Below are 25,526 nucleotides of genomic sequence, written 5' to 3' on the forward strand. Positions count from 1 at the left end.
CAGCGGCAAGGCCAAGAGCGCCAAGGACACGACCGGCACCAGGACCGCGACCCCGGTCGATCTCCCGATGCCCACGGTCGGCGAGGTCTCGCTCGACTTCGCGCGCGCCTGGGTCGAGTTCGCCGACCCGGCCGACGACGAGCAGGTCTTCCGCTGCGACCTGACCTGGCTGACCTCCCGCTGGACCTGCATCTTCGGCAAGGGCTGCCAGGGCATCCGCGAGGGCCGGGGCGAGTCCGACGGCTGCTGCACGCTCGGCGCGCACTACTCGGACGAGGACGACGAGAAGCGGATCGCCGAGCACGCGGCCCGCCTGACCCCCGAGAACTGGCAGCTGTTCGAGCACGGCACCGACGCCAAGGGCCGGATCAGGCTCGACGGCGGCATCACCATGCTCGACGAGGACGGCGACCGCCAGACCCGCCGGGTGGACGGCGCCTGCATCTTCCTCAACCGCCCGGGCTTCTCCGGCGGCCACGGCTGCGCTCTGCACACCCTTGCCCTCCAGGAGGGCAAGGAACCGCTGGAGACCAAGCCGGACGTCTGCTGGCAGCTGCCGGTCCGCCGCACCTACGACTGGATCGACCGCCCGGACGACACCCGCTACCTCCAGGTCACCATCGGCGAGTACGACCGCCGCGGCTGGGGCCCGGGCGGCCACGACCTGCACTGGTGGTGCACCAGCAGCCCGGACGCCCACACCGGCCCCGACCCGGTGTACGTCAGCTACCGCCCCGAGCTCACCGAACTGATGGGCCCGGCCGGCTACGCAGTCCTCGCCGAACTCTGCGAGCAGCGCATCGCCACCAAGGGCCACAAGAAGTTCGCCCCCCACCCGGCGGACCCCGAAAGGTAACCAGGGGCAGACGGGCAACCACCAGGGGCGCGGGGCTCTGCGCAGTTCCCCTCGCCCCTGAAGGGTTCTGGCTACTTGTCGATGTCGCCGACGACGAAGAACATCGACCCCAGGATCGCCACCATGTCGGCCACCAGCGTGCCGGGCAGCAGCTCGGTGAGCGCCTGGATGTTGTTGTAGGACGCCGAGCGCAGCTTCAGGCGCCACGGTGTCTTCTCGCCGCGCGAGACCAGGTAGTACCCGTTGATCCCGAGCGGGTTCTCGGTCCACGCATAGGTGGTCCCCTCGGGCGCCTTGAGCACCTTCGGCAGTCGGAGGTTGACCGGCCCCGGTGCGAAGGTGGCGAGCCGGTCGAGGCAGGCGTCGGCGAGGTCCAGGGAGTTGGCGGTCTGCTCCAGCAGGCACTCGAAGCGCGCCAGGCAGTCCCCCTCCTCGCGGGTGACGACCGTCAGTACGTCCTGCAGTTCGGCGTACGCCAGGTACGGCTCGTCCCGGCGAAGGTCGAAGTCGACGCCGCTGGCCCGGGCGATCGGGCCGCTGACCCCGTACGCGTGGACATGCTCGCGCGAGAGCACGCCGACACCCGCCGTCCGGCCGCGGAAGATCTCGTTGCCGAGCACCAGGTCCTCGAAGACCGGCAGTTGCGAGCGGACGGTGGCAACGGCCGTGCGCACCCGGCCGAGCCATCCGGCGGGCAGGTCCTCCTTGAGGCCGCCGACCCGGTTGAACATGTAGTGCATACGCCCGCCGCTGGCCTCCTCCAACACGTGCTGGAGTTCCTCGCGGCCGTGGAAGGCGTGGAAGACCGGGGTGATCCCGCCGAGTTCCAGGGGGTACGAGCCCAGGAACATCAGGTGGTTGAGCACCCGGTTGAGCTCGGCGAGCATGGTGCGGATCCACACCGCACGCTCGGGCACCTCCATGCCGAGCATCCGCTCGACGGCAAGGACGACGCCCAGTTCGCTGGAGAAGGCGGAGAGCCAGTCGTGCCGGTTGGCCAGCATGATGATCTGCCGGTAGTCGCGGGCCTCGAAGAGCTTCTCCGCACCCCGGTGCATATAACCGATCACGGGCTCCGCGGCGACGATCCGCTCGCCGTCCAGCACCAGCTTCAGGCGCAGCACGCCGTGGGTGGACGGGTGCTGCGGGCCGATGTTGAGCACCATGTCGCTGGTGCCGAGCTCGCCCGTGAGCTGCTGCGCGCCTGCGCCGATGCCGACCGTGGTCTCCCTCATGGCACAGAGGCTACAGAGTCCGCCGGCCTGCCAGACCCGCCAGGCTGGGCGGTTCCGGCATCCGGACGGTCTGTACGAGCCAGCCGAAGCCGCCGAGCCCTGCCGGGTCGGTCAGTTCGGCGGCCTGCCCGGCACCGCTCAGTGCCCTCAGGTACTCGGCCGGGCTGTCGGACGCGAGGGCCAGCGGCGGGCGGGAGCCGCTGACGCCCAGGGCGCGCAGGGCTTCACGCTGGGTTGTCCACAGGCTGTGGAGAGCCGGTGCGGCCACCGCGTCCAGGGCCACATGCGCGGTGATGTCGCAGGAGCCGTCCGGTACCGGTCGCACCTCGCGGCCGTCCCGGAAGCCGGTCAGCGTACCGAACAGCGGCCGGCCGGCCAGCGCGTGCGCATAGTCCACCGCGACCGCGAGCCCCCGTTCAAGACCACCGACCACCGCCGCCCAGGCGTCGGCCCGGGGACCGCCCAGCTCGACCCGCTCTCCCGGTTCCTCGGCCGGCCACCAGCGGGCCGCCCACCGGGCGTCGGCCTCCTCCAGGACGGGGCCCAGCCGCTCCTCGCCGTCCGGGGCGACCTCGACGTAGCGCAGCACACCGTCCTCGTCCACCTCGGCAAGGTCCAGCGGCACGTTGTCCAGCCACTCGTTGGCGAACAGCAGGCCGCTGACGCCCTGGGGCATCCGGTCCGTCCACTCCACCGCCGCCGGCAGTCCGGCCGGGCGGTCGGCGATCTCCACCGCGTACGGGCGCAGTCGCGCCGACAGCGCGGGATCGGCCACCGCGAGCACCCCGGTGAGCAGTTCGCCCCGTCCCGCGCCGATGTCGACCAGGGCCAGCTCCGCCGGGCGGCCGAGGGCCTCGTCCACCTCAAGGAGCAGGCGGGCAACGGCCCCGGCGTACTCGGGCGATGCGTGCACGGAGGTTCTGAAATGCCCGGCCGGGCCCTCCGACCTGCGGTAGAAGCCGCCGTGCTCGCCGTACAGGGCCTGTTCCATGGCGGGCCGCCACCGCATCCAACTCACTCCGGGGACGTTACCGTCCGTCGGGGTCGTCTCCACCCTGCGGAGTAGGACGGGATCGCTCTCCCGGCGGACCTGAGCATGCAGAGCGACTGCCTAGGCTTGAAACGTGCATCGACTCAACGCCTGGCTCCGCCGACACCCGATGGTGGTGGACTCCGCCTGGGCGCTGCCGGTCTTCTTCTTCAGCCTGCTCGCCGCCGTCGAGCAGGAGCCGTCGCGCGCGCTCGCGGGCAGCGTGGTGATGGCCGTTCTGCTCCCCCTGCTGATGGTCTTCCGGCGGCGCTACCCGGACATCACCACCGTCGCCGCCGTCGCCCTGGGGCTGGTGCAGGTCGCACTGCAGATCCCACCGAACTTCTCCAGCCTGGCGTACCTGGTCTTCGCCTACACCGGCGCCGCCTTCGGCGCCAGCTGGACGTCCCGGCTGGCGCTGGCCGCCGGGGTCGCGGCCGGGCCGCTGACGGTCTGGCGGTTCCAGGACGGACCCAGTGAGAACTCCAAGTGGCTCCAGGTGGTCTTCCTCTCCACGCTGATGACCACCCCGTTCATCCTCTGCTGGGCCTGGGGCCGGCTGACCAGGGTCCGCCGCGCCTACCTGATCGAACTGGAGGACCGGGCGGCCCGGCTGGAACGCGAACGGGACGCCCAGTCGAAGGTCGCGGTCGCGGCCGAGCGCGCCAGGATCGCCCGTGAGCTGCACGACGTGGTCGCGCACAACGTCTCGGTGATGATCGTCCAGGCCGACGGCGCGGCCTACGTCCTGGACAACTCGCCCCAGCAGGCCAAGGAGGCGCTCGGCACGATCGCCAGCACCGGCCGGCAGGCGCTGGTCGAGATGCGGCGCCTGCTGGGCGTGCTGCGCACCGCCGACACGGCGGAGGAGTACGTGCCGCAGCCCGGCGTCGAGGAACTGCCCGAACTGCTGGACCAGGTCCGCGCGGCCGGTCTGCCGGTCGAGTACTCCACCACCGGCGAGCCCGCCGAGCTGCCGCGCGGCGTCGAGCTGACGGTCTACCGGATCGTCCAGGAGGCGCTCACCAACGTCCGCAAGCACGGCGGTCCCGACGCACGGGCCAGGGTCGCGGTGGACTTCCGCGACCGCGACCTGGAGGTCCTGATCGAGGACGACGGACGCGGCACCACCGCCGAGCAACTGGCCGCCGGTGGAAGCGACGGGCAGGGCCATGGTCTGATCGGCATGCGCGAGCGGATCGGCATGGTCAGCGGCAGCCTCGACATCGGCCCCCGGCCGGGCGGCGGCTTCCGGATCCGCGCGGTTCTCCCGCTCAAGCCGGCCAAGTAACCACACCGCAGCGACGACAGGAGAGACATGACCATCCGGGTAATGCTGGTGGACGACCAGGAGCTGCTCCGTACGGGCTTCCGGATGATCCTGCAGTCGCAGGGCGACATCGAGATCGCCGCCGAGGCGGGCGACGGCCAGCAGGCCCTGACCCTCCTGGAGACCACCGAGGTCGACGTGATCCTCATGGACGTCCGGATGCCCCGCCTGGACGGCGTCCAGGCCACCCGCCGGATCTGCCTCGCCGCCGACGGCAGCCCGCTGCCGGGTGCGCCGCACGTTCTCATCCTGACCACCTTCGACCTGGACGAGTACGCCTTCGCCGCGCTCAAGGCGGGGGCCAGCGGGTTCCTGCTCAAGGACGTGCCGCCGACCGAACTGGTCGCCGCGATCCGTGCGGTGCACGCCGGTGACGCGGTGGTCGCCCCGACCACCACCCGCCGCATGATCGACCGCTTCGCCGAGGTGCTCCCCACCCCGCATTCCACCCCCGGCGGCACCACCCTCGCCCCCCTCACCGACCGCGAGCGCGAGGTCTTCCTCCTCGTCGCCCAGGGCCTCTCCAACGGCGAGATCGCCACCAAGCTGACCCTCTCCGAGGCCACCGTGAAGACCCACGTCGGCCGCATCCTCGCCAAGCTCAACCTCCGCGACCGCGTCCAGGCCGTCGTCCTCGCCTACGAAGCCGGCCTCATCCGCGCCGGCGCCACCGACTGACCGTCCCAAGGAGCCAGGGGCGCAGTCCCAGGGGCGCGGCGGGTGATTCAGCCGACACCCGGGGGTCCGCCCGCACGGCCGTAGAATGGGGCGGTACGTCTGGTACCCGCAGAGGACTGGAACGGAAAGTTAGGACGAAGGCCGAGCCGTGAGCACGTCCGACCACGCAGATTTCGGTGTTCTGGCCGACCCGTTCGGCGATCCCTCCGACCCCGGGAACCGCCCTGCTCGCCTGGCCGTCGGGGTGGTCGGGACCGGACGGGTGGGGCCCGCGCTGGGGGCCGCGCTGCAGTTGGCGGGCCACCGTGTGGTGGCCGCGTCCGGGGTGTCGACGGCGTCCCTGCGGCGGGCCGAGGCGCTGCTGCCCGGCGTACGGCTGGTGAGCCCCCCTCAGGTACTGGCGGCCGCCGACCTCGTACTGCTCACCGTCCCGGACGACGTGCTGGCCGATCTGGTGGCCGGACTGGCCACGACCGGCGCGGTGCGCCCGGGGCAGATACTGGTGCACACCTCGGGCGCGCACGGTGTCGCGGTGCTCGAACCCGCGACCAGGGCCGGTGCACTGCCGCTGGCGCTGCATCCGGCGATGACTTTCACCGGCACTTCGGTGGACCTGGCCAGGCTGGCCGGCTGCCCGTTCGGGGTGACGGCGCCCGAGGAGCTGCGGCCGGTGGCCGAGGCTCTGGTGGTGGAGATGGGCGGCGAGCCGGAGTGGGTGCCGGAGGAGGTGCGCCCGCTTTACCACACGGCGCTGGCGCACGGTGCGAACCACCTGGTCACCCTGGTCGCCCAGGCTCTGGAACTGCTGCGTACGGCGGGTGTCGGCGAGCCGGGGCGCCTGCTCGGCCCACTGCTCGGCGCGGCCCTGGACAACAGCCTGCGCTCGGGCGACGCGGCCCTGACCGGCCCGGTCGCCCGTGGCGACGCCGGGACGGTGCGCCGCCACCTGGAGCAGCTGCGTACGGCGTCCCCGGACATCTCGGCGGCGTACCGCGCGATGGCCCGCGCCACCGCGCAGCGGGCGGTGGCCAACGGGACCCTCTCGGCCGAACCCGCGGCCGCGGTGCTGACGGTTCTCGACGAGGAGCAGCACCGGTGACCGTGCCTGGGCCGGGGATGCTTCCCACCCGGCTGCCGTGGCAGGCTCACGACGGACCAGCCCGGCCCGGTGCGCTACCGCACGGGACGGAGCGCAACAGAGCGGCAGCGCCTCGCGCGGCCGGATTCGAGCTTTCCCCAGTGTCCGAGCTGGGCGCAGCAGAGGAGTGAACGAATGGCGGGCAAGAACCAGCGCGGCAAGCAGCCGGCCAGGTCCGCGAAGGCACCCAAGATCCACCGGGCGGCGCTGACGCACACGGTGGCCGACTTCGAGGCCGCCTTCTGGCCGGACGAGCAGCCGGTGGACAACGCCGTGGTGATGACCATGGGCGCGCTGCACGAGGGCCACGCCGCGCTGATCCGCGCTGCCCGCAAGCAGGTCGGCCGGGACGGCCGGGTGGCGGTGACGGTGTTCGTGAACCCGCTGCAGTTCGGCGCCGGCGAGGACCTGGACCGCTACCCGCGCACGCTGGCCGAGGACGTCCGCCTCGCCGAGGAGAACGGCGCCGACGTGGTCTTCGCGCCGTCCACCGAGGAGGTCTACCCGAACGGCGAGCCGCAGGTGCGCCTGAGCGCGGGTCCGATGGGCGCGCGCTTCGAGGGTGCCACCCGCCCCGGCCACTTCGACGGTGTGCTGACCGTGGTGGCCAAGCTGCTGCACATCACCGACCCGGACTTCGCCTTCTTCGGCGAGAAGGACGCCCAGCAGCTGGCGATCGTCCAGCGGATGGTGGCCGACCTGGACTTCGACGTCGAGGTGGTCGGCGTCCCGACCCTGCGCGAGGAGGACGGCCTGGCGCTCTCCTCCCGCAACCGCTACCTCTCGGAGGCCGAGCGCACCCGGGCGCTTGCTCTCTCCCGGGCGCTGTTCGCGGGCCGCGACGTGGCCGCGAAGGGCCCGAAGGCGGTCCGCGAGGCCGCGGCCGCCGCACTGGACGGCGCCGACGGCGTCACCCTCGACTACCTCGCCCTGATCGACCCGGACGACTTCACCGAGGCCCCGGACGACTTCCAGGGCGAGGCGGTGCTGGCCGTCGCCGCGAAGGTGGGCTCGACCCGCCTGATCGACAACGTCCGCATCATCGTTCGATAGGCACAGACCGACAAGCCCGGACCCGTCCGGCAGCCACCGGTCCCGACCGGCACGGACAGCGATCCAGTGATCATCTTCTGATCACCGGCCGCTGTCCGGCCGGACGGCGGGACCGGCCATCCTTCCCGGCATGCACTCAACTCTGGAGGCGTGACCACATGCTGCGAACCATGCTCAAGTCGAAGATCCACCGCGCCACCGTCACCCAGGCCGACCTGCACTACGTCGGCTCGGTGACGGTGGACGAGGACCTGCTCGACGCCGCCGACCTGCTTCCCGGTGAACTGGTCCATATCGTCGACATCAACAACGGCGCCCGCCTGGAGACGTACACGATCGCGGGCCCGCGCGGCTCCGGCGTGATCGGCATCAACGGCGCCGCCGCCCGCCTGGTGCACCCGGGCGACCTGGTGATCCTGATCGCCTACGGGCAGATGGAGACCGCCGAGGCCAAGGCGTACCTGCCCAAGGTCGTCTTCGTGGACGGCGACAACAGGATCACCGGCTACGGGTCGGACGCCGCCGAGGCACCGGAGGGCTCCGGTCTGCTCCGGGGCGACCAGGCGTACGGTGATGCCGACCGCGCGGCCGAGGCCGCCGCCGCGCACTGAAGGAGCAACTGAACGCCATGTCCGTCTCTCATCGCCTGACCGCCCCCGCCCCCGGTTGGACCACGACCACCGACGTCGTCGTGGTCGGCTCCGGCGTGGCCGGTCTGACCGTCGCGCTCAACGCCCGTAAGGCCGGCCTGCGGGCCATGGTGGTCACCAAGGCGATGCTGGACGACGGCTCCACCCGCTGGGCCCAGGGCGGCATCGCCGCCGCCCTGGGCGAGGGCGACACCCCCGAGCAGCACCTGGACGACACCCTGGTGGCCGGCGCCGGCCTCTGCGACGCCGAGGCCGTGCGCACCCTGGTCACCGAGGGTCCCGACGCCGTCCGCCGACTGATCGCGGTCGGTGCCGAGTTCGACCTGGACGCCGACGGCGAGATCCTGCTGACCCGCGAGGGCGGCCACCACCGGCGCCGGATCGCCCACGCGGGCGGCGACGCCACCGGCGCGGAGATATCCCGCGCCCTGGTCACCGCCGTACGCAGCGACCCTGGTGTCGAGCTGATCGAGCACGCCCTGGTGCTGGACCTGCTCACCGACGCCGAGGGCCACGCGGCCGGGCTGACCCTGCACGTGATGGGCGAGGGCCAGCGGGACGGCGTCGGCGCGATCCGCGCCCGCGCCGTGGTGCTGGCCACCGGTGGCATGGGCCAGGTCTTCTCGGCCACCACCAACCCGGCGGTCTCCACCGGCGACGGCGTGGCGCTGGCGCTGCGCGCCGGGGCCGAGGTGACCGACCTGGAGTTCGTCCAGTTCCACCCGACCGTGCTCTGGCTCGGTCCGGAGGCCGAGGGCCAGCAGCCGCTGGTCTCCGAGGCCGTCCGCGGCGAGGGCGCGTACCTGGTGGACGCGGACGAGAACCGGTTCATGGTCGGGCAGCACGAGCTGGCCGAGCTGGCGCCGCGTGACATCGTCGCCAAGGCGATCACCCGGCAGATGCAGCTCAAGGGCACCGAACACATGTACCTGGACGGGCGGCACTTCGGCGCCGACATGTGGGCGACGCGTTTCCCGACCATCCTGGCGTCCTGCCGGTCGCACGGAATCGACCCGGTGACCGAGCTGATCCCGGTGGCCCCGGCCGCGCACTACGCCTCCGGCGGGGTCAGTACCGACCTGCGCGGCCGCACCACCGTGCCCGGCCTGTACGCCTGCGGCGAGGTCGCCTGCACCGGCGTGCACGGCGCCAACCGGCTGGCCTCCAACTCACTGCTGGAGGGTCTGGTCTTCGCCGAGCGGATCGCCGCCGACCTCGCCGAGCGGCACCGCTCGGGTGAACTGCCCGAGCGCTCGGTGGACGTGGCCGGGGCCCGGGCGGCCGTCGGCGTCCCGCTGCCCGCGCCCGAGTCCAGGGCCGAGATCCAGCGGCTGATGTCGCGCGGCGCGGGCGTGCTGCGCTCGGCCGAGAGCATGGCCGCCACGGCCGCCGGGCTCGCCGCCCTCGCCGAGCAGGCGCTGGCCCATGTGGCCGAGGAGAAGCCGGCCGACCCGCGCGTGGAGACCTGGGAGGCCGCCAACCTCCACCTGGTCGCCTCCGCGCTGGTGGCCGCCGCCGCCCGCCGTGAGGAGACCCGGGGCTGCCACTGGCGCGAGGACTTCCCCGACCGGGACGACACCCACTGGCACCGCCACCTGATCACCACCCTGGCCACCACCGGAACCCCGGTCACCGGATGACCCCCAGGGGCAAGGGTGGACCTTCAGGGGCGCGGGGCTCTGAAGGTCCACCCTTCCCCCTGAGAAACCGCGCCCCCGAAGCCCCCCCCCCCCCGCGTCCAAGATCCAAGGAGCAACTGATGACCCACTCCCACGAGGAACTCCCCCTGGCCGGCGGCTGCGGCGACGGCTGCGCCTGCGGTGACGGCGAGGCGTACGAGACCGGTCTCGACCCGGCGCTGGCCGAGTTGCTGGAGGCGGCCGGTCTGGACCCGATCGAGGTCGAGGACATCGCCACCCTGGCGCTGGCCGAGGACCTGGCGGGCGGCGAGGACGTCACCTCGGTCGCCACCGTCCCCGCGGACGCCGTCGCCACCGCCGACTTCACCGCCCGCCAGGCCGGTGTGGTGGCGGGCCTGCGGGTCGCCGAAGCCGTGGTCTCGCTGATCTGCGAGGAGGAGTTCGAGGTCGAGCGGCACGTCGAGGACGGCGCCGTGGTCGAGGCCGGCCAGGTGCTGCTCTCCGTCCGCAGCCGTACCCGCGACCTGCTGACAGCCGAGCGCAGCGCGCTCAACCTGCTCTGCCACCTCTCCGGCATCGCCACCGCCACCCGCCAGTGGGCGGACGCCCTGGCGGGCACCGGTGCGGTCGTCCGGGACACCCGCAAGACCACCCCGGGCCTGCGCGCGCTGGAGAAGTTCGCGGTCCGCTGCGGCGGCGGCGCCAACCACCGGATGGCGCTCTCGGACGCCGCGCTGGTGAAGGACAACCACGTGGTGGCCGCGGGCGGCGTGGCCGAGGCGTTCCGGGCGGTGCGCGCGGCGTACCCCGAGCTGGCGGTCGAGGTCGAGGTGGACACCCTGGACCAGATCCCGCCGGTGCTGGAGGCCGGGGCGGACCTGATCCTGCTGGACAACTTCACCGTCACCCAGCTGAAGGAGGCCGTCGCCCTGGTCGCCGGCCGTGCCAAGCTGGAGGCTTCCGGCGGCCTGACCCTGGCCACCGCCCGCGAGGTCGCCCAGACTGGTGTCGACTACCTCGCCGTCGGAGCCCTGACGCACTCCTCGCCGATCCTGGACATCGGCCTGGACCTCCGCGCCTAGGCCCGGCCCGGGCAGTCGGCAGGCACGCCCCTCCTCCCACAGAAAGCACCCCATGCTCCTCACCATCGACGTCGGCAACACCCAGACCACACTCGGCCTGTTCGACGGCGAGGAGATCGTCGAGCACTGGCGGATCTCCACCGATCCGCGCCGCACGGCGGACGAACTGGCGGTGCTGATGCACGGACTGATGGGGTCTCACCCGATCGTCGATGCCACCGACCGGGTCGAGGGCCTGGCGATCTGCTCCTCCGTACCCGCCGTGCTCCACGAGCTCCGCGAGGTGACGCGCCGTTACTACGGCGACGTCCCCGCGGTGATCGTGGAGCCGGGGGTCAAGACCGGGGTGCACGTCCTGATGGACAACCCCAAGGAGGTCGGCGCCGACCGGATCGTCAACGCACTGGCCGCCAACCACCTCTACGGGGGCCCGTGCATCGTGGTGGACTTCGGCACCGCCACCACCTTCGACGCGATCAACGAACGCGGCGACTACGTCGGCGGCGCGATCGCCCCCGGCATCGAGATCTCCGTCGAGGCCCTCGGCGTCCGCGGTGCCCAGCTGCGCAAGATCGAGCTGGCCCGCCCCCGTAACGTGATCGGCAAGAACACCGTTGAAGGGATGCAGTCCGGCATCCTGTACGGCTTCGCGGGCCAGGTCGAGGGCCTGGTCGAGCGGATGGCCAAGGAGCTCGCCAAGGACCCGGAGGACGTCCAGGTGATCGCCACCGGCGGCCTGGCACCACTGGTCCTCGGCGAGGCGAGCGCGATCGACGTGCACGAGCCCTGGCTCACCCTGATCGGCCTGCGCCTGGTCTTCGAGCGCAACAGGCCGAGCTGACGGCCCCGTTCCGGGCGCCGACCCCCGGCAGCTGACGCCAGGTCATACATCCCGCATCCGATCGGATCAACCCACCATCGGCCAATCGGGACAAACGCGGCGCAAATCGCCTGAATTCGGACGTATGCCACGTACTGTCAATCCATGCCTACGCCACACGGATCGCGCGGCGGCATGGCCTTCAGCGCCGATGAAGTCCGCGTGCTGCGCCGTGCCCTCGCCCAAGCCCTCCACCCGGCCCACTCTCCGCACCCCGCCCCGCTGGGCGAGTTGTGGGCCGAGGACGTCCAGGAGGCACTGCGCCTCGCCGAAGCAGTCGACGAAGCGGTACGGGAGGGCGGCAGGCTGCGCACCTTCCTGCTGGCCGACCTGGCCCGCTACCGGGCCGCTCTGCCCGGCAGCGCCTCCGGCTACCTGGAACGCCTGGAGGAGGCCGTCTCCGACGGCTATCTGCCGCTCCCCGAGGACCTGACCGCCCTCCGGTCGCTCTCCCGCCTGCCCTGCGGCAGCACCGAACGCTCCCGCCGTTCCCGCCTCTCCGGCCGCTGCCACGCGATCGCCGAGGCGGACGTCCGCGAGCGGCTCGCGCTCGGGTCCGGCCAGCGCCATCTCACCGCCGTGCCCAGCCCGGCCTCCGAGCCAATCCCCGCTGTGTCAGTGACCCCTATCCCAGTTGGAGGACGGATCCCGATGAGCAACGCCGCCGGCGCCCCCACCCCAGAGAAGCCCGCCGCCCCCCACCAGCCGCAGCAGCAGCCTCGACGGATGCCCACCCCCGCCGAGATCTTCGGCCGCCGCAACCGCCCGCAGCCCCAGCCCCAGCCGCAGCCCCCGCTCCCCACCGACGACGGTGAGGAGCTGGAACTCGCCACCGGCACCGGCTGATCCGCCCGGGGAGGCCGCCTGCGGCCTCCCCCACGCCGTTCTGACAAAAGTTCAGCAAAACCTCACGGCGATACGGGAGCCCCGCCCCGAACTGCCCGATTCGCGCTCGATCGACGCCGGTCCGCCCGGTGACAGAGTCCTCGACATCACTGCCACATCCCTGTGGTCAAAGGACTCATGTGAGATCCATACGTGTGCGCCGCGCGGCGGGCATCGGCGCGGCCGGCCTGGCGGCTCTGCTCTCGGCGGGCATGACGGCCGTCCCGGCCCAGGCGAGCGGTATGAAGCTCGCCCTGTTCGGGCTGATCGGCATGTCCCCGGCGGCCGGGGACATGCCCGTCGCAGAACACCCCGACACCCTGGCTACTCTGGTGGGGTGAGCGATCAGAGCACCGTCCCCGCGACCGACGACCTTCCTGAGCAGATGCGCGTCCGGCGCGAGAAGCTGGACCGGCTCCGGGCGGCCGGCATCGACCCGTACCCGGTCGGTTTCCCCCGTACCTCCACCATTGCCGACCTGCGCGCCAAGCACCCGGACCTGGAGCCGGACGTCGCGACCGGCGAGCGCGTGGGCATCACCGGCCGCGTCATCCTGGCCCGTACCGGCGGCAAGCTCTGCTTCGCCACCCTGCGCGACGGCTCCGGCGACCTCCAGGTGATGCTCTCCCTGGACAAGCTGGGCGAGGAGCGGCTGGCCGCCTGGAAGTCGGACATCGACCTGGGCGACCAAGTGGGTGTCGAGGGCGAGGTGATCACCTCCCGCCGCGGCGAGCTGTCCGTGATGGTGGACCGCTGGGAGCTCACCGCCAAGTGCCTGCGCCCGCTGCCGGACAAGCACAAGGGCCTGACCGACCCGGAGGCCCGGGTCCGCCAGCGGTACGTCGACCTGATCGTGAACCCCGAGGCGCGGGAGATCCTCCACCTGCGCAGCAAGGTGGTCCGCTCGATCCGCCGCACGTACGAGGAGCGCGGCTACATCGAGGTCGAGACCCCGATGCTCCAGCCCGTGCACGGCGGCGCCAACGCCCGCCCGTTCACCACCCACATCAACGCCTACGACATCGACCTCTTCCTGCGGATCGCCCCCGAGCTGTACCTCAAGCGGCTGGTGGTCGGCGGCGCGGAGAAGGTCTTCGAGATCAACCGCAACTTCCGCAACGAGGGCGCGGACTCGACCCACAACCCCGAGTTCACCTCGCTGGAGTCGTACGAGGCCTACGGCGACTACGACACCCAGGCCGAGCTGATCCGCGCGACCATCGTCAACGCCGCCCGGGACGCCCTCGGCTCCACCGTGGTCAAGGGCATCGGCCCGGACGGCCAGGAGCACGAGATCGACCTGGCCGAGCCGTGGGCCGAGGTCAGCGTCTACCCCGGCATCTCGGCCCACCTGGGCACCGAGGTCACCCCGGAGACCGGCGTCGAGGAGCTGCGCGCCCTCGCCGACGGCGCCGGTGTGCCGTGGGAGAAGGAGTGGGGCCACGGCCAGATCGTGCTGGAGATGGTCGAGCGCCTGCTCGAGCACAACGCGATCAAGCCGACCTTCATCAAGGACTACCCGACCGAGGTCTCCCCGCTGACCCGCCAGCACCGCTCGATCCCGGGCGTGGCGGAGAAGTGGGACCTGGTGATCTTCGGGACGGAGATCGGCACCGCCTACTCCGAGCTGATCGACCCGGTCGAGCAGCGCGCCCGCCTCACCGCCCAGTCGCTGCTGGCAGCCGGCGGTGACGTCGAGGCGATGCAGGTGGACGAGGACTTCCTGCGCGCCCTGGAGTACGCGATGCCGCCGACCGGCGGCCTGGGTCTGGGCGTCGACCGCCTGATCATGCTGCTCACCGGCAAGAACATCCGCGAGACCGTGCTCTTCCCGCTGGTCAAGCCGGAGGCGAAGGGCCCCAAGGCGGACAGCGAGTCCGACACCGAGTCCGAGACCGAGGAGTGATCTGATGGAGTACGTCAGCGCGATCGTGCCACCGCTGGTTATGGCGATCGGCTTCGGTTTCCTGGTGCGGGCCATCATCCGCAGCCAGGGCGGCGCCCAGAAGGGCAAGGAGGACGCCGCGGCCGAGGCGATGGCCGCCCGCACCGCCACGGCCGCAGCCGCCGAATAACAGAGCTCCAGCCGGCGCGCCGTCACCCCCATCGGGGTGGCGGCGCGCCGGTTTGCTTCTGAATCGCCAATTTTGTCCGAATCAGTTCCTATCCTGGCCGGACTATGGTGCGGCAACTCGGAGAACTTGAGAACGACATCATGACCAGGGTCTGGCAGTGGAACCGCCCGGTCACCGTTCGGGAGGTTCTGCAGGATCTGCAGTCGGAACGCGATATCGCGTACACCACTGTCATGACGGTGCTCGACAAGCTCTACAGAAAGGGCTGGCTGCGCCGGGACCAGGTGGGGCGGGCGTATAGATATGAACCCGTCTCCTCCCGCGAGGCATACACGGCGGCGCTGATGAACGATGCGTGGGCGACGAGCGACAATCCGGCAGCGGCACTGGTCCACTTCTTCGGACTGATGTCGCCGGAGCAACGCGAGGCACTGCGCGATGCGCTGCGCGTTGCCGCGCTGTTCCCGGATCCGGAACCGCCGGCCGATCCCCCCGCCGATACCCGGCCACAGTCCGATACGGGGGAGACCGCACAGCCGCCGACGCGATAACGTCCCGCCATGGAGGTCACCATCCGCCGGGCGCGGACCACTGACGTGCGGGCAGTACGACGGCTCATCGACGCCTACGCGCGAGACGGCATTCTGCTCGACAAGCCCACCGTGACGCTGTTCGAATCGGTGCAGGAGTTCTGGGTCGCCGAACGCGACGACAACGGCGTGGTGGTGGCCTGCGGCGCTCTGCATGTGATGTGGGAGGACCTGGCCGAAGTGCGCACCCTGGCCGTGGATCCGGCCTGCACGGGGCACGGTATCGGCCATGTGCTGCTGGAGAAGCTGTTGCAGACCGCGCGCTGGCTGGGCGTACGTCGGATTTTCTGCTTGACGTTCGAGGTGCCGTTCTTCGCGAAACACGGTTTCGTCGAGATCGGCGAGGTCTGTGAAACCGACGATGGTACGACAGATCCGGCGGCCATCGCTACGGATGTCTATGAGGAACTTCTGCGTTCGTACGACGAAGGTGTCGCGGAGTTCCTCGACCTGGAGCGGGTGAAGCCCAACACCCTGGGCAACTCACGCATGCTGCTGGACCTCTGAACGGTGCTTGTCCGCGACGAGGGCAGAGCACGTGGCGGGCAAGGGTTTGTGTTTTCCGGGAAAAGGCGGTTTCCTTTCCCATAGGCAATGGATCGTTTAGGCGGAAAGGGAAGCCCGTGGCACAGAGGGTGCAGGTCATTCTTGAAGACGATCTCGAAGGCGGTTCGGCGGACGAGACGGTGACGTTCGCTCTCGACGGCGTTGCCTACGAGATCGACCTGAAGAGCACCAACGCGGACAAGCTGCGCGGTCTGCTGGCTCCGTATGTCGAGAAGGGCCGCAAGCAGAGCGGCCGTCTGACCACCGCCCGTCGCGGTACCGGCCGCGGTGCGGGCCGCCCGGCGGCGACCGGCGCTCCGGACACCGCCAAGATCCGCGCGTGGGCCAAGGAGAACGGCTGGGAGGTCAACGACCGCGGCCGCGTCCCGAGCAACGTCCGTGAGGCGTACGAGGCGGCCAACGCCTCCTGACGGCAGGCGTCAGCGGGCAGGCGCCAGACCCATCAGGTCGCGGGCGCAGGCGTCCGCCAGGCAGTCGAGCAGTCGCAGCAGATCGGGCGAGCGCAGGTCCAGACCCGGGCCCGGCTCCCCGTGCCGCAGCCAGACGGCCTGCGGTGTGGCCAGTCGGCGAGCGGGGCGCGGGGACACGTCCCCCGCGCCCCGCGGCCGTGGCAGCCGACCACCGGCGCTCTCGGTGTTCTCCGTACTCACGGGGTTCCCGGGGCCGCGCCGCACCGTCGGCGCCGCCGTCCGCGCCGTGAGGGCCGAGTCCAACTCGGCGCCCCAACCGAGCCAGTGCAGCAGCTCGGGCACGGCCTCCGCCGCTCCGGGGGCGAGCAGGAAGGCGGCCAGCCGCCCACGGGCCACCACGGGCCCGGACGGCCTGTGCAGGCGGTCGAGTCGCCCCAGTGCGGCCAGGGCGACCGGCCGGCGGAGCTCGACCCGGTCCGAGCCCAGCAGTGCGGCCGCAGGATCGGCCGGCAGCCCGGGGCTTGCGACCGGCTCGGGGCCGGCGATCGGCGCGGTCCTGGTCGTGGACTTGGGCGGCGCGGCGGTCACGGGCTGTGCAACGCCAAAGGCGCAGGGCGGTAACGCGGTACCACCTGAACGGGCGCGGCTGATCCACCGTCACCTCGGTGGAATCCGGCAGGCGTCCGTCGGCAGACTTCTCGCGAGGCGAACACGGCTGACGCGGAAACTGCGCGAATCTCGCCGGAACACCGGGTATGAATGCAGATGGACGGGGCTCTCGGGCCCCGCCCTGCGATCCGCAAGCCGGTTGCTCCGCCCATGGCGGGCTCTGTTCGCCGATGGCGTAGCGGCAACCGGTGCATTGGGCCCACCTGAGGGAACACCGTCTCCCAGCATCAGGTTGGGAATGGTGTCGGCTGGTCGCGCAGCATGATTCCTCACGAGAGTGGGGTTGATCCGTGGGCCGCGCCGCTGAGCGGGACTAGCATGCGGAAGGACAGGGCGGGGACAGTCCCCGAACTGCCCGACCGCTCTGAGGAGCGATAAACGATGTTCGAGAGGTTCACCGACCGCGCGCGGCGGGTTGTCGTCCTGGCTCAGGAAGAAGCCCGGATGCTCAACCACAACTACATCGGCACCGAGCACATCCTCCTGGGCCTGATCCACGAGGGTGAGGGTGTCGCCGCTAAGGCCCTGGAGAGCCTCGGGATTTCGCTCGAGGCGGTCCGCCAGCAGGTCGAGGAGATCATCGGCCAGGGCCAGCAGGCCCCGTCCGGTCACATCCCCTTCACCCCCCGGGCCAAGAAGGTGCTGGAGCTGTCGCTCCGCGAGGCCCTTCAGCTCGGCCACAACTACATCGGCACCGAGCACATCCTGCTCGGCCTGATCCGCGAGGGCGAGGGCGTCGCCGCCCAGGTCCTGGTGAAGCTGGGCGCCGATCTCAACCGGGTGCGCCAGCAGGTCATCCAGCTGCTCTCCGGCTACCAGGGCGGCGGCAAGGAGTCGGCCACCGCCGGCGGGCCCGCCGAGGGCACCCCGTCGACCTCGCTGGTCCTGGACCAGTTCGGCCGCAACCTCACCCAGGCCGCCCGCGAGGCCAAGCTCGACCCGGTCATCGGGCGCGAGAAGGAGATCGAGCGGGTCATGCAGGTGCTGTCCCGCCGCACCAAGAACAACCCCGTGCTGATCGGTGAGCCCGGCGTCGGCAAGACCGCCGTGGTCGAGGGCCTGGCCCAGGCGATCGTCAAGGGCGAGGTCCCGGAGACGCTGAAGGACAAGCAGCTCTACACGCTGGACCTCGGCGCCCTGGTCGCGGGCTCCCGCTACCGCGGTGACTTCGAGGAGCGCCTGAAGAAGGTGCTCAAGGAGATCCGCACCCGCGGCGACATCATCCTGTTCATCGACGAGCTGCACACCCTGGTCGGCGCGGGCGCCGCCGAGGGTGCCATCGACGCAGCCAGCATCCTCAAGCCGATGCTGGCCCGTGGCGAGCTGCAGACCATCGGTGCCACCACGCTGGACGAGTACCGCAAGCACCTGGAGAAGGACGCCGCTCTTGAGCGCCGCTTCCAGCCGATCCAGGTCGCGGAGCCGTCGCTGCCGCACACCATCGAGATTCTCAAGGGCCTGCGCGACCGGTACGAGGCGCACCACCGCGTCTCCATCACCGACGCCGCCCTGGTCGCCGCCGCCACCCTGGCCGACCGGTACATCTCGGACCGCTTCCTGCCGGACAAGGCGATCGACCTGATCGACGAGGCCGGTTCCCGGATGCGCATCCGCCGGATGACCGCGCCGCCGGACCTGCGCGAGTTCGACGAGAAGATCGCCGAGGTCCGCCGCGAGAAGGAGAGCGCGATCGACGCGCAGGACTTCGAGAAGGCCGCCTCGCTGCGCGACGACGAGAAGCAGCTGCTGACCGCGAAGGGCAAGCGCGAGAAGGAGTGGAAGGCCGGCGACATGGACGTCGTCGCGGAGGTGGACGAGGAGCTCATCGCCGAGGTCCTGGCCACCGCCACCGGCATCCCGGTCTTCAAGCTGACGGAGGAGGAGTCCTCCCGCCTGCTGCGCATGGAGGACGAGCTGCACAAGCGCGTCATCGGCCAGGAGGACGCCATCAAGGCGCTCTCCCAGGCGATCCGCCGCACGCGTGCGGGCCTCAAGGACCCGAAGCGCCCGGGTGGTTCGTTCATCTTCGCCGGTCCGTCCGGTGTCGGTAAGACCGAGCTGTCCAAGACGCTGGCCGAGTTCCTGTTCGGCGACGAGGACGCGCTGATCGCCCTCGACATGTCGGAGTTCAGCGAGAAGCACACCGTCTCGCGGCTCTTCGGCTCGCCCCCCGGCTACGTCGGGTACGAGGAGGGTGGCCAGCTCACCGAGAAGGTGCGCCGCAAGCCGTTCTCCGTCGTGCTCTTCGACGAGGTGGAGAAGGCCCACCCGGACATCTTCAACTCGCTGCTGCAGATCCTGGAGGACGGTCGACTGACCGACTCCCAGGGCCGCGTGGTGGACTTCAAGAACACCGTCATCATCATGACGACCAACCTCGGCACCCGGGACATCTCCAAGGGCTTCAACCTGGGCTTCGCGGCCACGGGTGACACGGCCACCGGGTACGAGCGGATGAAGGCGAAGGTCAGCGAGGAGCTCAAGCAGCACTTCCGCCCCGAGTTCCTCAACCGTGTCGACGACATCGTGGTCTTCCACCAGCTGACCGAGGACGACATCATCCAGATCGTCGACCTCATGGTCGACAAGGTGGACGGCCGCCTCAAGGACCGCGACATGGGCCTGGAGCTCAGCGTCGAGGCCAAGAAGCTGCTGGCGAAGCGCGGTTACGACCCGATCCTGGGTGCCCGTCCGCTGCGTCGCACCATCCAGCGCGACATCGAGGACCACCTCTCGGAGAAGATCCTCTTCGGCGAGCTGCGGGCCGGCCACATCGTGGTCGTCGGTGTCGAGGGCGAGGGCAAGGAGGCCAAGTTCACCTTCCGGGGCGAGGAGAAGTCCCCGGTGGCGGACACCCCGGCGGCGGTCGCCTCGACCGGTCCCGACCTGACGAAGTAACAACAGCAGCACCAGGCAGCACCAAGGGCCGTGGCCCCCGACGAACAGTCGGGGGCCACGGCCCTGTCTGTTTAGGGTTTGTTGAATCAGTGTTGCCGAAGTGCGTCCCCCCGCTTTGCCCTTCCTGTGACAAAGCGCACGGCAATTCCCACCGTTCGGCGGGTTCCCAAGCTGGTTCGGGCACGATGGATGCCCTGTCCGCCCAACAGGCCACGGCATATGACCGGCAGTCAGGCGATCGGGAGCTGCGGAGGATAGCGCCGTGGCCATGTCATGGTCAAGGACTATCTTTATTACCCCATCCTTCGGTCAAATGTCCTCCACCTGTCTTTCATTGGTTCACCGGCAGGGCCAACCGCTGTGCCGGCATGGGGAGGACGTCACCACGTTGAAGATATCCAAGAGGGCTGCCGCGGCCGCCGCCGCCGTGGCGGTCACCGCCACGCTCGGCGCCGGGCTGCTGCCCGGATCGGCCTCGGCCGCTCCGGTCGCCATCACCCAGGATCCGGCCGACGCCGCACTGGCCCAGGCCGCCAAGGTCGACCACGACCTTCCCGGCCCGCTGACCCAGAAGGTCAAGGCCGAGCAGAAGGCCGCCACCGAGCAGCTCCTGGCGGGTACCGCCAAGATCGAGCAGCACGGCAGCAGCACCAGCATCAAGCTGGGCCGCGACAGGTACGTCGAGCTTGCGCGTCAGCGTACGGACAAGATCTTCACCATCCTGGTCGACTTCGGCGACCAGGTGGACAACACGACCAAGACGCCGGACGGCAAGGTCAAGTACGGCGGCACGCCGGGCCCGAAGCACAACGAGATCGCGGCGCCGGACAAGACCACCAACAACTCGACCGCCTGGCAGGCCGATTACAACCAGGCCCACTACCAGGACCTGTACTTCAGCAAGGACAAGCCCTCGCTGAAGACCTACTACGAGCGCCAGTCCTCCGGCCGGTACTCAGTGGACGGCCAGGTCTCCGACTGGGTGCGCGTGCCCTGGAACGAGGCCCGCTACGGTTCCGACTACTGCGGCCAGCACGTCTGCGACAACGCGCAGGACCTGATCCGCGACGCCGTCGACATCTGGTACAAGGACCAGAAGGCCAAGGGCCAGACGGACGCTCAGATCAAGTCCACGCTCGCCGAGTACGACAAGTGGGACCGCTACGGCTCGCACCACGACGGCAACTTCAACCAGCCCGACGGGTACATCGACCACTTCCAGATCGTGCACGCCGGTGAGGACGAGTCCGCCGGCGGTGGCAAGCAGGGCGCCGACGCACTCTGGGCCCACCGCAGCTACGTCTACGGCGACCAGAAGGGCCAGACCGGCCCCGCCGACAACAAGCTGGGCGGCGTCCAGGTCGGCGACACCGGTTTCTGGATCGGCGACTACACCATGCAGCCGGAGAACGGCGGCCTCGGTGTCTTCGCCCACGAGTACGGCCACGACCTCGGCCTGCCCGACCTCTACGACACCTCAGGATCGGGCAACGACAACTCGGTCGGCTTCTGGTCCCTGATGTCCTCCGGCTCCTGGCTCGGCACCGGCCGGAAGGAGATCGGCGACCGCCCGGGAGACCTGGACGTCTGGAGCAAGCTCCAGCTCGGCTGGCTCAAGTACGACAAGGCCAAGGCCGGTCAGGACTCCGTCCACCTGCTCGGCCCGGTGGAGTACAACACCGCCCGCCCGCAGGCCCTGGTCGTCAACCTCCCCGACAAGACCGTCACCACCGAGATCAACACCCCGTTCGAGGGCAAGAGCGAGTGGTGGAGCGGCAGCGCCGACAACCTCGACGTCGCCCTCACCCGCGACCTCGACCTGACCGGCAAGGCCAAGGCCGCCCTGACCGCCAAGGGCTGGTACGACCTGGAGCAGGGCTTCGACTTCGCCTACGCCGAGGTCTCCACCGACGGCGGCGCCAACTGGAAGGCCCTCGACGGCACCTTCAACGGCACCGCCATCCCGAAGAACAACGCCGGCAACGCCGGTCTGACCGGTAGCTCCGCCAACAAGTGGGGCGACCTGTCCTTCCCGCTGGACGCGTACGCCGGCAAGGCCGTCAAGGTCCGCTTCCACAACACCACCGACGGCGGCGTCCACCTCAAGGGCCTCGCCCTGGACAACATCGCCGTCACCGCCGACGGCAAGACCGTCTTCACCGACGGCGCCGAGAACGGCGACAACGGCTGGAAGGCCACCGGCTTCTCCCGGATCTCGGGCAAGTTCTCCAAGGACTACGCCCAGTACTACCTGGCCGAGAACCGCCAGTACGTCTCTTACGACTCCACCCTCAAGGTCGGCCCGTACAACTTCGGCTCCGCCGCCAAGCCCAACTGGGTCGAGCACTACGCCTACCAGAACGGCCTGCTGATCTGGCTCTGGGACACCTCCCAGTCCGACAACAACACCAGCGTTCACCCGGGTGCCGGTCTGATCCTCCCGATCGACTCCCACCCCACCCCGCTGAAGTGGTCCGACGGTTCCTACATGCGCCCGCGCATGCAGGGCTACGACTCCACCTTCGGCCTGGAGAACACCGACGGCCTCGCGCTCCACAAGGCCGACGTCGCCACCAACATCCCGTCCTCGAAGGGCGTTCGCACCTTCAACGACCACACCGGCAAGTACTGGGACCCGGCCACGCCGTACAGCAGCGTCCAGGTCCCCGACACCAGGACCAGCATCTCGGTCGTCTACCAGAGCCTCAACAAGCTGGAGACCGTGGTCGCCGTCCGCCCGGTCAAGTAACGGCCTGACGCGATGGACCCGGGGTGGCCCCCGGCGGAGCGAATCCGCCGGGGGCCACCCTCAGTTGATGGTCAGGGCGCCCGGCGGGAACAGCTCACGGCCGATCAGTTTCACATTCCGCCGCCAGAACGCGACCCGTACTCGCAGCCCGGGCCGCCCGCTGACCCCGCGCAGGTCCACCGCATCGGTCTTCACATCGAGGTGCAGGTCCAGCTCGTCCAGATCCGGGAAAGGCTCGACGACCTGGTCCAGCCGGTAGTCGTCGGGCACCTGAACGAGGCCGAGCGAGCGAACTCCGGGCACGGAGAACCCCTGTGGCGCCTGGGCCATCTCCGGTGCCGTCGTCCGCAGCCTGGAAAGCCTCGGCATTCCGGTGAGCATCTCCCACAACCGGGTCGGTGGCTCCCGGCCCGGAAAGTCGAAGAAACACAACGTCTCCAGCCCCAGCCCGTCGAGGGCGGAGAGATCCGTCAGATCCCGGCAGCTCTGCACGGTCAACTTCTTCAGTGCCGCCCACTCCCGCAGGAAGGCAAGCTCCGTCAGCCCCGGCAGGGACTGCAGATCGAGGCGTTCCACGCCGTCACCCGCCCGGCCGAACACCCTCTGGTCCACAGCCAAGGGCGGACACAGGACCACCGAGCGGGCTGAATCCTGTCGGGACAGCCAGTCGAGCTGTGCGGCGGATCGAATCACGAGGGGTACGACCGACAGGTCCAGCCGGCTCAGGACCGCGTTCACGAACTCCGTCACCTTGAAGCTGCTCCACTCGAGGGCGATTGCTTCGGCCAGTACCTCGTCCGCCCCGACAGCCATCTCCCCCAGCGCCCGCAGCGCGTGACTACCGCCGATCCGGCCGAGGATTCGCGGAATCGGGGCCGCCTGATGCTCCAGGCGCGGCGCTGCCTCAAGCAGCAGGTCCACCAGATCCTCACCGACGGCCGACCAGAGCGCTGCATCGGGCAGCAGACGCGGCGACGTCTTCAGGAGCGCTCGTAGTCTGGTCACCACGGTCGCCCGGACCTCGCCGTCCAGTTCCGGTGCATACGGCAGACAGGTGCCTGCCAGCAGGAAGATGTCCTCGTTCGCGTCGCGATCGCCTTCCATCAGCAGGCGCCGGAGCAGTTCGGACCGTTCGCGCAGGCCGCAGTGACCGACCGTCATGCGGATGACGTCGCCCCAGTGTTCCTCCGCGGCCATGACCGCGAGCAGGCCGAAATCGCTCTGCTCCCGGAACTCCATGGCGGCCAGATAGTCCTGGAAGGTGCGGTGGATGAACTGGAAGGTCTCGGTACTGGTCTCCGCCAACAGGCCGGTGCGGTTGAGCAGGTGGGTGTAGACCTGGTCGGCCGAGCCCTGGCGGGCGACGGCAGGCAGGCTGGGCAGGGCCTCGGTGATGCGGCTGACGGCCTGCTTCCGGCGGCCCTCGACCTGGTTGTTGCGAACGAGCCAGTGGGCGATCCGGCGGAGCAGGGCAAGCTGCTCCTGCTCGGAGAGGCTCAACTGCTCGGGCCCTCGCACTTGGCGTCCATCGTCCCGCTTGACCAGCATCATGGTCAGCGCGTCCCGGTAGATCTCCATCCGGTGAGTCGGCAGTGCGCCGTCGTTCTCCCGGTTGAGCGCACAGACCATGGCGCAGAGCAGCGGGCTGTCGGTGATCTGGGCCAGCTCGGCGGAGCGTTCCAGCGAACGCAGCAGGCTCGCCTCCAGCTCCGCCAGGTCCTGACGGTGACGGTCCGCTTCGGCTTCGGTACGGGCATCGCCGAGCAGTTCGCCGAGGACCGCACGGTGCCAGCGGGCGATGAAGCGGCGGCGGTCCGCTTCATCCATCGGGCAGAGCGACAGCTCCTCGAAGCCCAGGTGCTCCAGCCAGCCACGACTGACCGCCGAGGGGCGGACCGTGGCGAGTGTCCAGACCTTCGGATAGTGGTCGAGGAGCCGTTCGAGCCAGGACAGGGCCTCGTCGCGCTGGGCTTCCGGGACTTCGTCCAGGCCGTCCACCAGGAGCATGGCCCGGCCGCTGTGCAGCATCCGGTGCACCCAGTCCCTCGGCTGACGGCCGGCGCACATCCGGCCGTCCAGGGCCAGGAACTCCTCCGGCCTCGGGCTGAGGTTCTCCTTGAGGAAGAGCTTGCGCAGTTGGAGGACCAGCGGCACTCGCCCGTTGAGTTCGGCCAGTTCGGCATCGAACGTCCCGGCCATCGCCCGGGTGGCCAGCCACTGCACCAGTGTGGTCTTGCCGGAACCGGCCTGCCCTCGCAGGAGTATCCGCCGCTTGCCCTTGAGCAGCTGGGAGACCCGCTGCGGCACATGGTCGGCTCCGCGCCCGTCCCGGTCGTAGGAGCGGACGCCCGAGGTGGACGCCTGGAGGGTCAGGTAGCCGGCGTCGAGTTCCCAGCCCCGGCGGCCCTGGCCGTGGGCCTGGCTGAGGCCGAAGATGCGGATACGGCCGTAGTCGGCCCGGATCGACTCGGCGTACTGGGCCTCGAACTTGGCGTCGGCGATGTCTTGTTTGGTGACGCCTTCAAGGTGAGGGGTACGGCCGAGGTGGTCGGTGAGCAGGGAGAGCAGCCCGTCGGAGGCGAGCAGCTCGGAGGCCGGTAGAACATCCAGTTGGGAGCTCTGCCAGGACTCGGGTCTGCGGTCGCGGACGGCGATGCCCATCAGCCGGTCGAGGTAGAGGACACCGGCGCCGGAAAGGCCGACCCATGGGGAGTCGGCATCCCTCAGTGCTGCCGGTGGCGCCTGGTTGAGGACGAAGGCGTGGCCGCCGCCGATCAGGCTGCTGCCGGGTGTGAGGGTGCCCAGGACCTGGGTGCTGTCCAGGTGACCGAGCGCGTCCCGTTCGGCGGCGGGGAAGCCGATCACGTGGCAGCCGAGGACGGGCGCGGTGCCCTCGGTCCGCCCCCACCGCACCGGTTCGATCTCGCCGGGTACGAGCTCGCGTTCGGCGAACAGCAGCGCCACGTCGAGCGTGGCGTCCCGCCACAGTACCGAGCAGTCCGACCAACCCGTACCGCCCGGCACGGCCGCTTCCGCCGGACGGGAACCCAGCAGATGCGCCGCGGTCAGGACCATCCGGGGAGCGAGCAGGTACCCGCTCCCCTGTGAGGC

At 70.3% G+C, this 25,526-nt stretch carries 22 protein-coding genes; 18 read left to right on the forward strand and 4 right to left on the reverse strand.

Annotated elements, in window-relative coordinates:
- Positions 1 to 67: 67 nt before the first annotated feature.
- The gene (locus P3T39_RS06790; protein ID WP_280696615.1) at positions 68 to 856 is read left to right on the forward strand and encodes a hypothetical protein; all 789 of its coding nucleotides are present in this window, start codon (positions 68 to 70) and stop codon (positions 854 to 856) included.
- A gap of 71 nt (positions 857 to 927) precedes the next feature.
- Here the strand turns inward: P3T39_RS06790 and P3T39_RS06795 are convergent, their stop codons facing one another.
- Positions 928 to 2,091, reverse strand: a complete 1,164-nt coding sequence (locus P3T39_RS06795; RefSeq protein WP_280696433.1) for an NADH-quinone oxidoreductase subunit D — start codon at positions 2,089 to 2,091, stop codon at positions 928 to 930.
- Positions 2,092 to 2,101: 10 nt separating this feature from the next.
- A complete protein-coding gene (locus tag P3T39_RS06800; protein WP_280696616.1) occupies positions 2,102 to 3,100 on the reverse strand; it encodes an SAM-dependent methyltransferase in 999 nt (332 codons plus the stop codon).
- A gap of 115 nt (positions 3,101 to 3,215) precedes the next feature.
- On the opposite strand from P3T39_RS06800, the gene P3T39_RS06805 reads away from it, so the two are divergent.
- The 15 genes from P3T39_RS06805 (at position 3,216) to P3T39_RS06875 (ending at position 16,099) form a co-directional block, all read left to right on the forward strand.
- Complete coding sequence (locus tag P3T39_RS06805) at positions 3,216 to 4,412, forward strand: sensor histidine kinase (RefSeq protein WP_280696434.1); 1,197 nt, start codon at positions 3,216 to 3,218, stop codon at positions 4,410 to 4,412.
- Positions 4,413 to 4,439: 27 nt separating this feature from the next.
- Positions 4,440 to 5,129, forward strand: a complete 690-nt coding sequence (locus P3T39_RS06810) for a response regulator transcription factor (RefSeq protein ID WP_280696435.1) — start codon at positions 4,440 to 4,442, stop codon at positions 5,127 to 5,129.
- Between the two features lie 181 nt (positions 5,130 to 5,310).
- Complete coding sequence (locus P3T39_RS06815; RefSeq protein WP_280696617.1) at positions 5,311 to 6,228, forward strand: DUF2520 domain-containing protein; 918 nt, start codon at positions 5,311 to 5,313, stop codon at positions 6,226 to 6,228.
- Positions 6,229 to 6,402: 174 nt separating this feature from the next.
- Positions 6,403 to 7,320 (forward strand): pantoate--beta-alanine ligase, encoded by a 918-nt coding sequence (gene panC, locus P3T39_RS06820; RefSeq protein ID WP_280696436.1) that lies wholly within the window; start codon positions 6,403 to 6,405, stop codon positions 7,318 to 7,320.
- Positions 7,321 to 7,478: 158 nt separating this feature from the next.
- Complete coding sequence (panD, locus tag P3T39_RS06825) at positions 7,479 to 7,931, forward strand: aspartate 1-decarboxylase (RefSeq protein ID WP_280696437.1); 453 nt, start codon at positions 7,479 to 7,481, stop codon at positions 7,929 to 7,931.
- A 17-nt stretch (positions 7,932 to 7,948) separates the two neighbouring features.
- Positions 7,949 to 9,610, forward strand: a complete 1,662-nt coding sequence (locus tag P3T39_RS06830; RefSeq protein WP_280696438.1) for an L-aspartate oxidase — start codon at positions 7,949 to 7,951, stop codon at positions 9,608 to 9,610.
- A 119-nt stretch (positions 9,611 to 9,729) separates the two neighbouring features.
- Entirely contained in the window at positions 9,730 to 10,692 is a 963-nt protein-coding gene (gene nadC / locus P3T39_RS06835) for a carboxylating nicotinate-nucleotide diphosphorylase (protein WP_280696439.1), read from the forward strand.
- A 52-nt stretch (positions 10,693 to 10,744) separates the two neighbouring features.
- On the forward strand, positions 10,745 to 11,533 hold the full coding sequence (locus tag P3T39_RS06840) for a type III pantothenate kinase (protein WP_280696440.1): 789 nt from the start codon (positions 10,745 to 10,747) through the stop codon (positions 11,531 to 11,533).
- A 144-nt stretch (positions 11,534 to 11,677) separates the two neighbouring features.
- The gene (locus P3T39_RS06845) at positions 11,678 to 12,418 is read left to right on the forward strand and encodes a hypothetical protein (protein ID WP_280696441.1); all 741 of its coding nucleotides are present in this window, start codon (positions 11,678 to 11,680) and stop codon (positions 12,416 to 12,418) included.
- A 179-nt stretch (positions 12,419 to 12,597) separates the two neighbouring features.
- On the forward strand, positions 12,598 to 12,798 hold the full coding sequence (locus P3T39_RS06850; protein WP_280696442.1) for a hypothetical protein: 201 nt from the start codon (positions 12,598 to 12,600) through the stop codon (positions 12,796 to 12,798).
- Positions 12,795 to 14,363, forward strand: coding sequence for a bifunctional lysylphosphatidylglycerol synthetase/lysine--tRNA ligase LysX (gene lysX, locus P3T39_RS06855; RefSeq protein ID WP_280696444.1), 1,569 nt, complete (start codon positions 12,795 to 12,797; stop codon positions 14,361 to 14,363). The genes P3T39_RS06850 and lysX overlap by 4 nt, the downstream gene beginning before the upstream one ends.
- A 4-nt stretch (positions 14,364 to 14,367) precedes the next feature.
- Entirely contained in the window at positions 14,368 to 14,532 is a 165-nt protein-coding gene (locus tag P3T39_RS06860; RefSeq protein WP_280696445.1) for a hypothetical protein, read from the forward strand.
- 104 nt (positions 14,533 to 14,636) lie between these two features.
- Positions 14,637 to 15,083 carry a BlaI/MecI/CopY family transcriptional regulator gene (locus P3T39_RS06865; RefSeq protein WP_280696446.1) on the forward strand — a complete coding sequence of 149 codons (447 nt, stop codon included), beginning with the start codon at positions 14,637 to 14,639 and terminating at the stop codon, positions 15,081 to 15,083.
- Positions 15,084 to 15,092: 9 nt separating this feature from the next.
- On the forward strand, positions 15,093 to 15,629 hold the full coding sequence (locus P3T39_RS06870; RefSeq protein WP_280696447.1) for an amino-acid N-acetyltransferase: 537 nt from the start codon (positions 15,093 to 15,095) through the stop codon (positions 15,627 to 15,629).
- A 116-nt stretch (positions 15,630 to 15,745) separates the two neighbouring features.
- Complete coding sequence (locus P3T39_RS06875) at positions 15,746 to 16,099, forward strand: Lsr2 family protein (protein ID WP_280696448.1); 354 nt, start codon at positions 15,746 to 15,748, stop codon at positions 16,097 to 16,099.
- A 9-nt stretch (positions 16,100 to 16,108) separates the two neighbouring features.
- On the opposite strand, the gene P3T39_RS06880 is transcribed toward P3T39_RS06875, so the two are convergent.
- Positions 16,109 to 16,687, reverse strand: a complete 579-nt coding sequence (locus tag P3T39_RS06880) for a hypothetical protein (RefSeq protein ID WP_280696449.1) — start codon at positions 16,685 to 16,687, stop codon at positions 16,109 to 16,111.
- A gap of 462 nt (positions 16,688 to 17,149) precedes the next feature.
- Between P3T39_RS06880 and P3T39_RS06885 the strand changes: the two genes are divergently transcribed.
- Together P3T39_RS06885 and P3T39_RS06890 are read left to right on the forward strand one after the other, a co-directional pair.
- Positions 17,150 to 19,666: an ATP-dependent Clp protease ATP-binding subunit gene (locus P3T39_RS06885; RefSeq protein ID WP_280696450.1), complete on the forward strand. Its 2,517-nt coding sequence runs from the start codon at positions 17,150 to 17,152 to the stop codon at positions 19,664 to 19,666.
- Positions 19,667 to 20,054: 388 nt separating this feature from the next.
- The gene (locus P3T39_RS06890) at positions 20,055 to 22,415 is read left to right on the forward strand and encodes an immune inhibitor A domain-containing protein (protein WP_280696452.1); all 2,361 of its coding nucleotides are present in this window, start codon (positions 20,055 to 20,057) and stop codon (positions 22,413 to 22,415) included.
- 60 nt (positions 22,416 to 22,475) lie between these two features.
- Here P3T39_RS06890 and P3T39_RS06895 read toward each other — a convergent pair whose 3' ends face one another.
- Entirely contained in the window at positions 22,476 to 25,490 is a 3,015-nt protein-coding gene (locus P3T39_RS06895; protein ID WP_280696453.1) for an NACHT domain-containing protein, read from the reverse strand.
- Positions 25,491 to 25,526 lie beyond the last annotated feature (36 nt).

Origin of the sequence: Kitasatospora sp. GP82 (assembly GCF_029892105.1) — a bacterium.
Taxonomy (GTDB): Bacteria; Actinomycetota; Actinomycetes; order Streptomycetales; family Streptomycetaceae; genus Kitasatospora.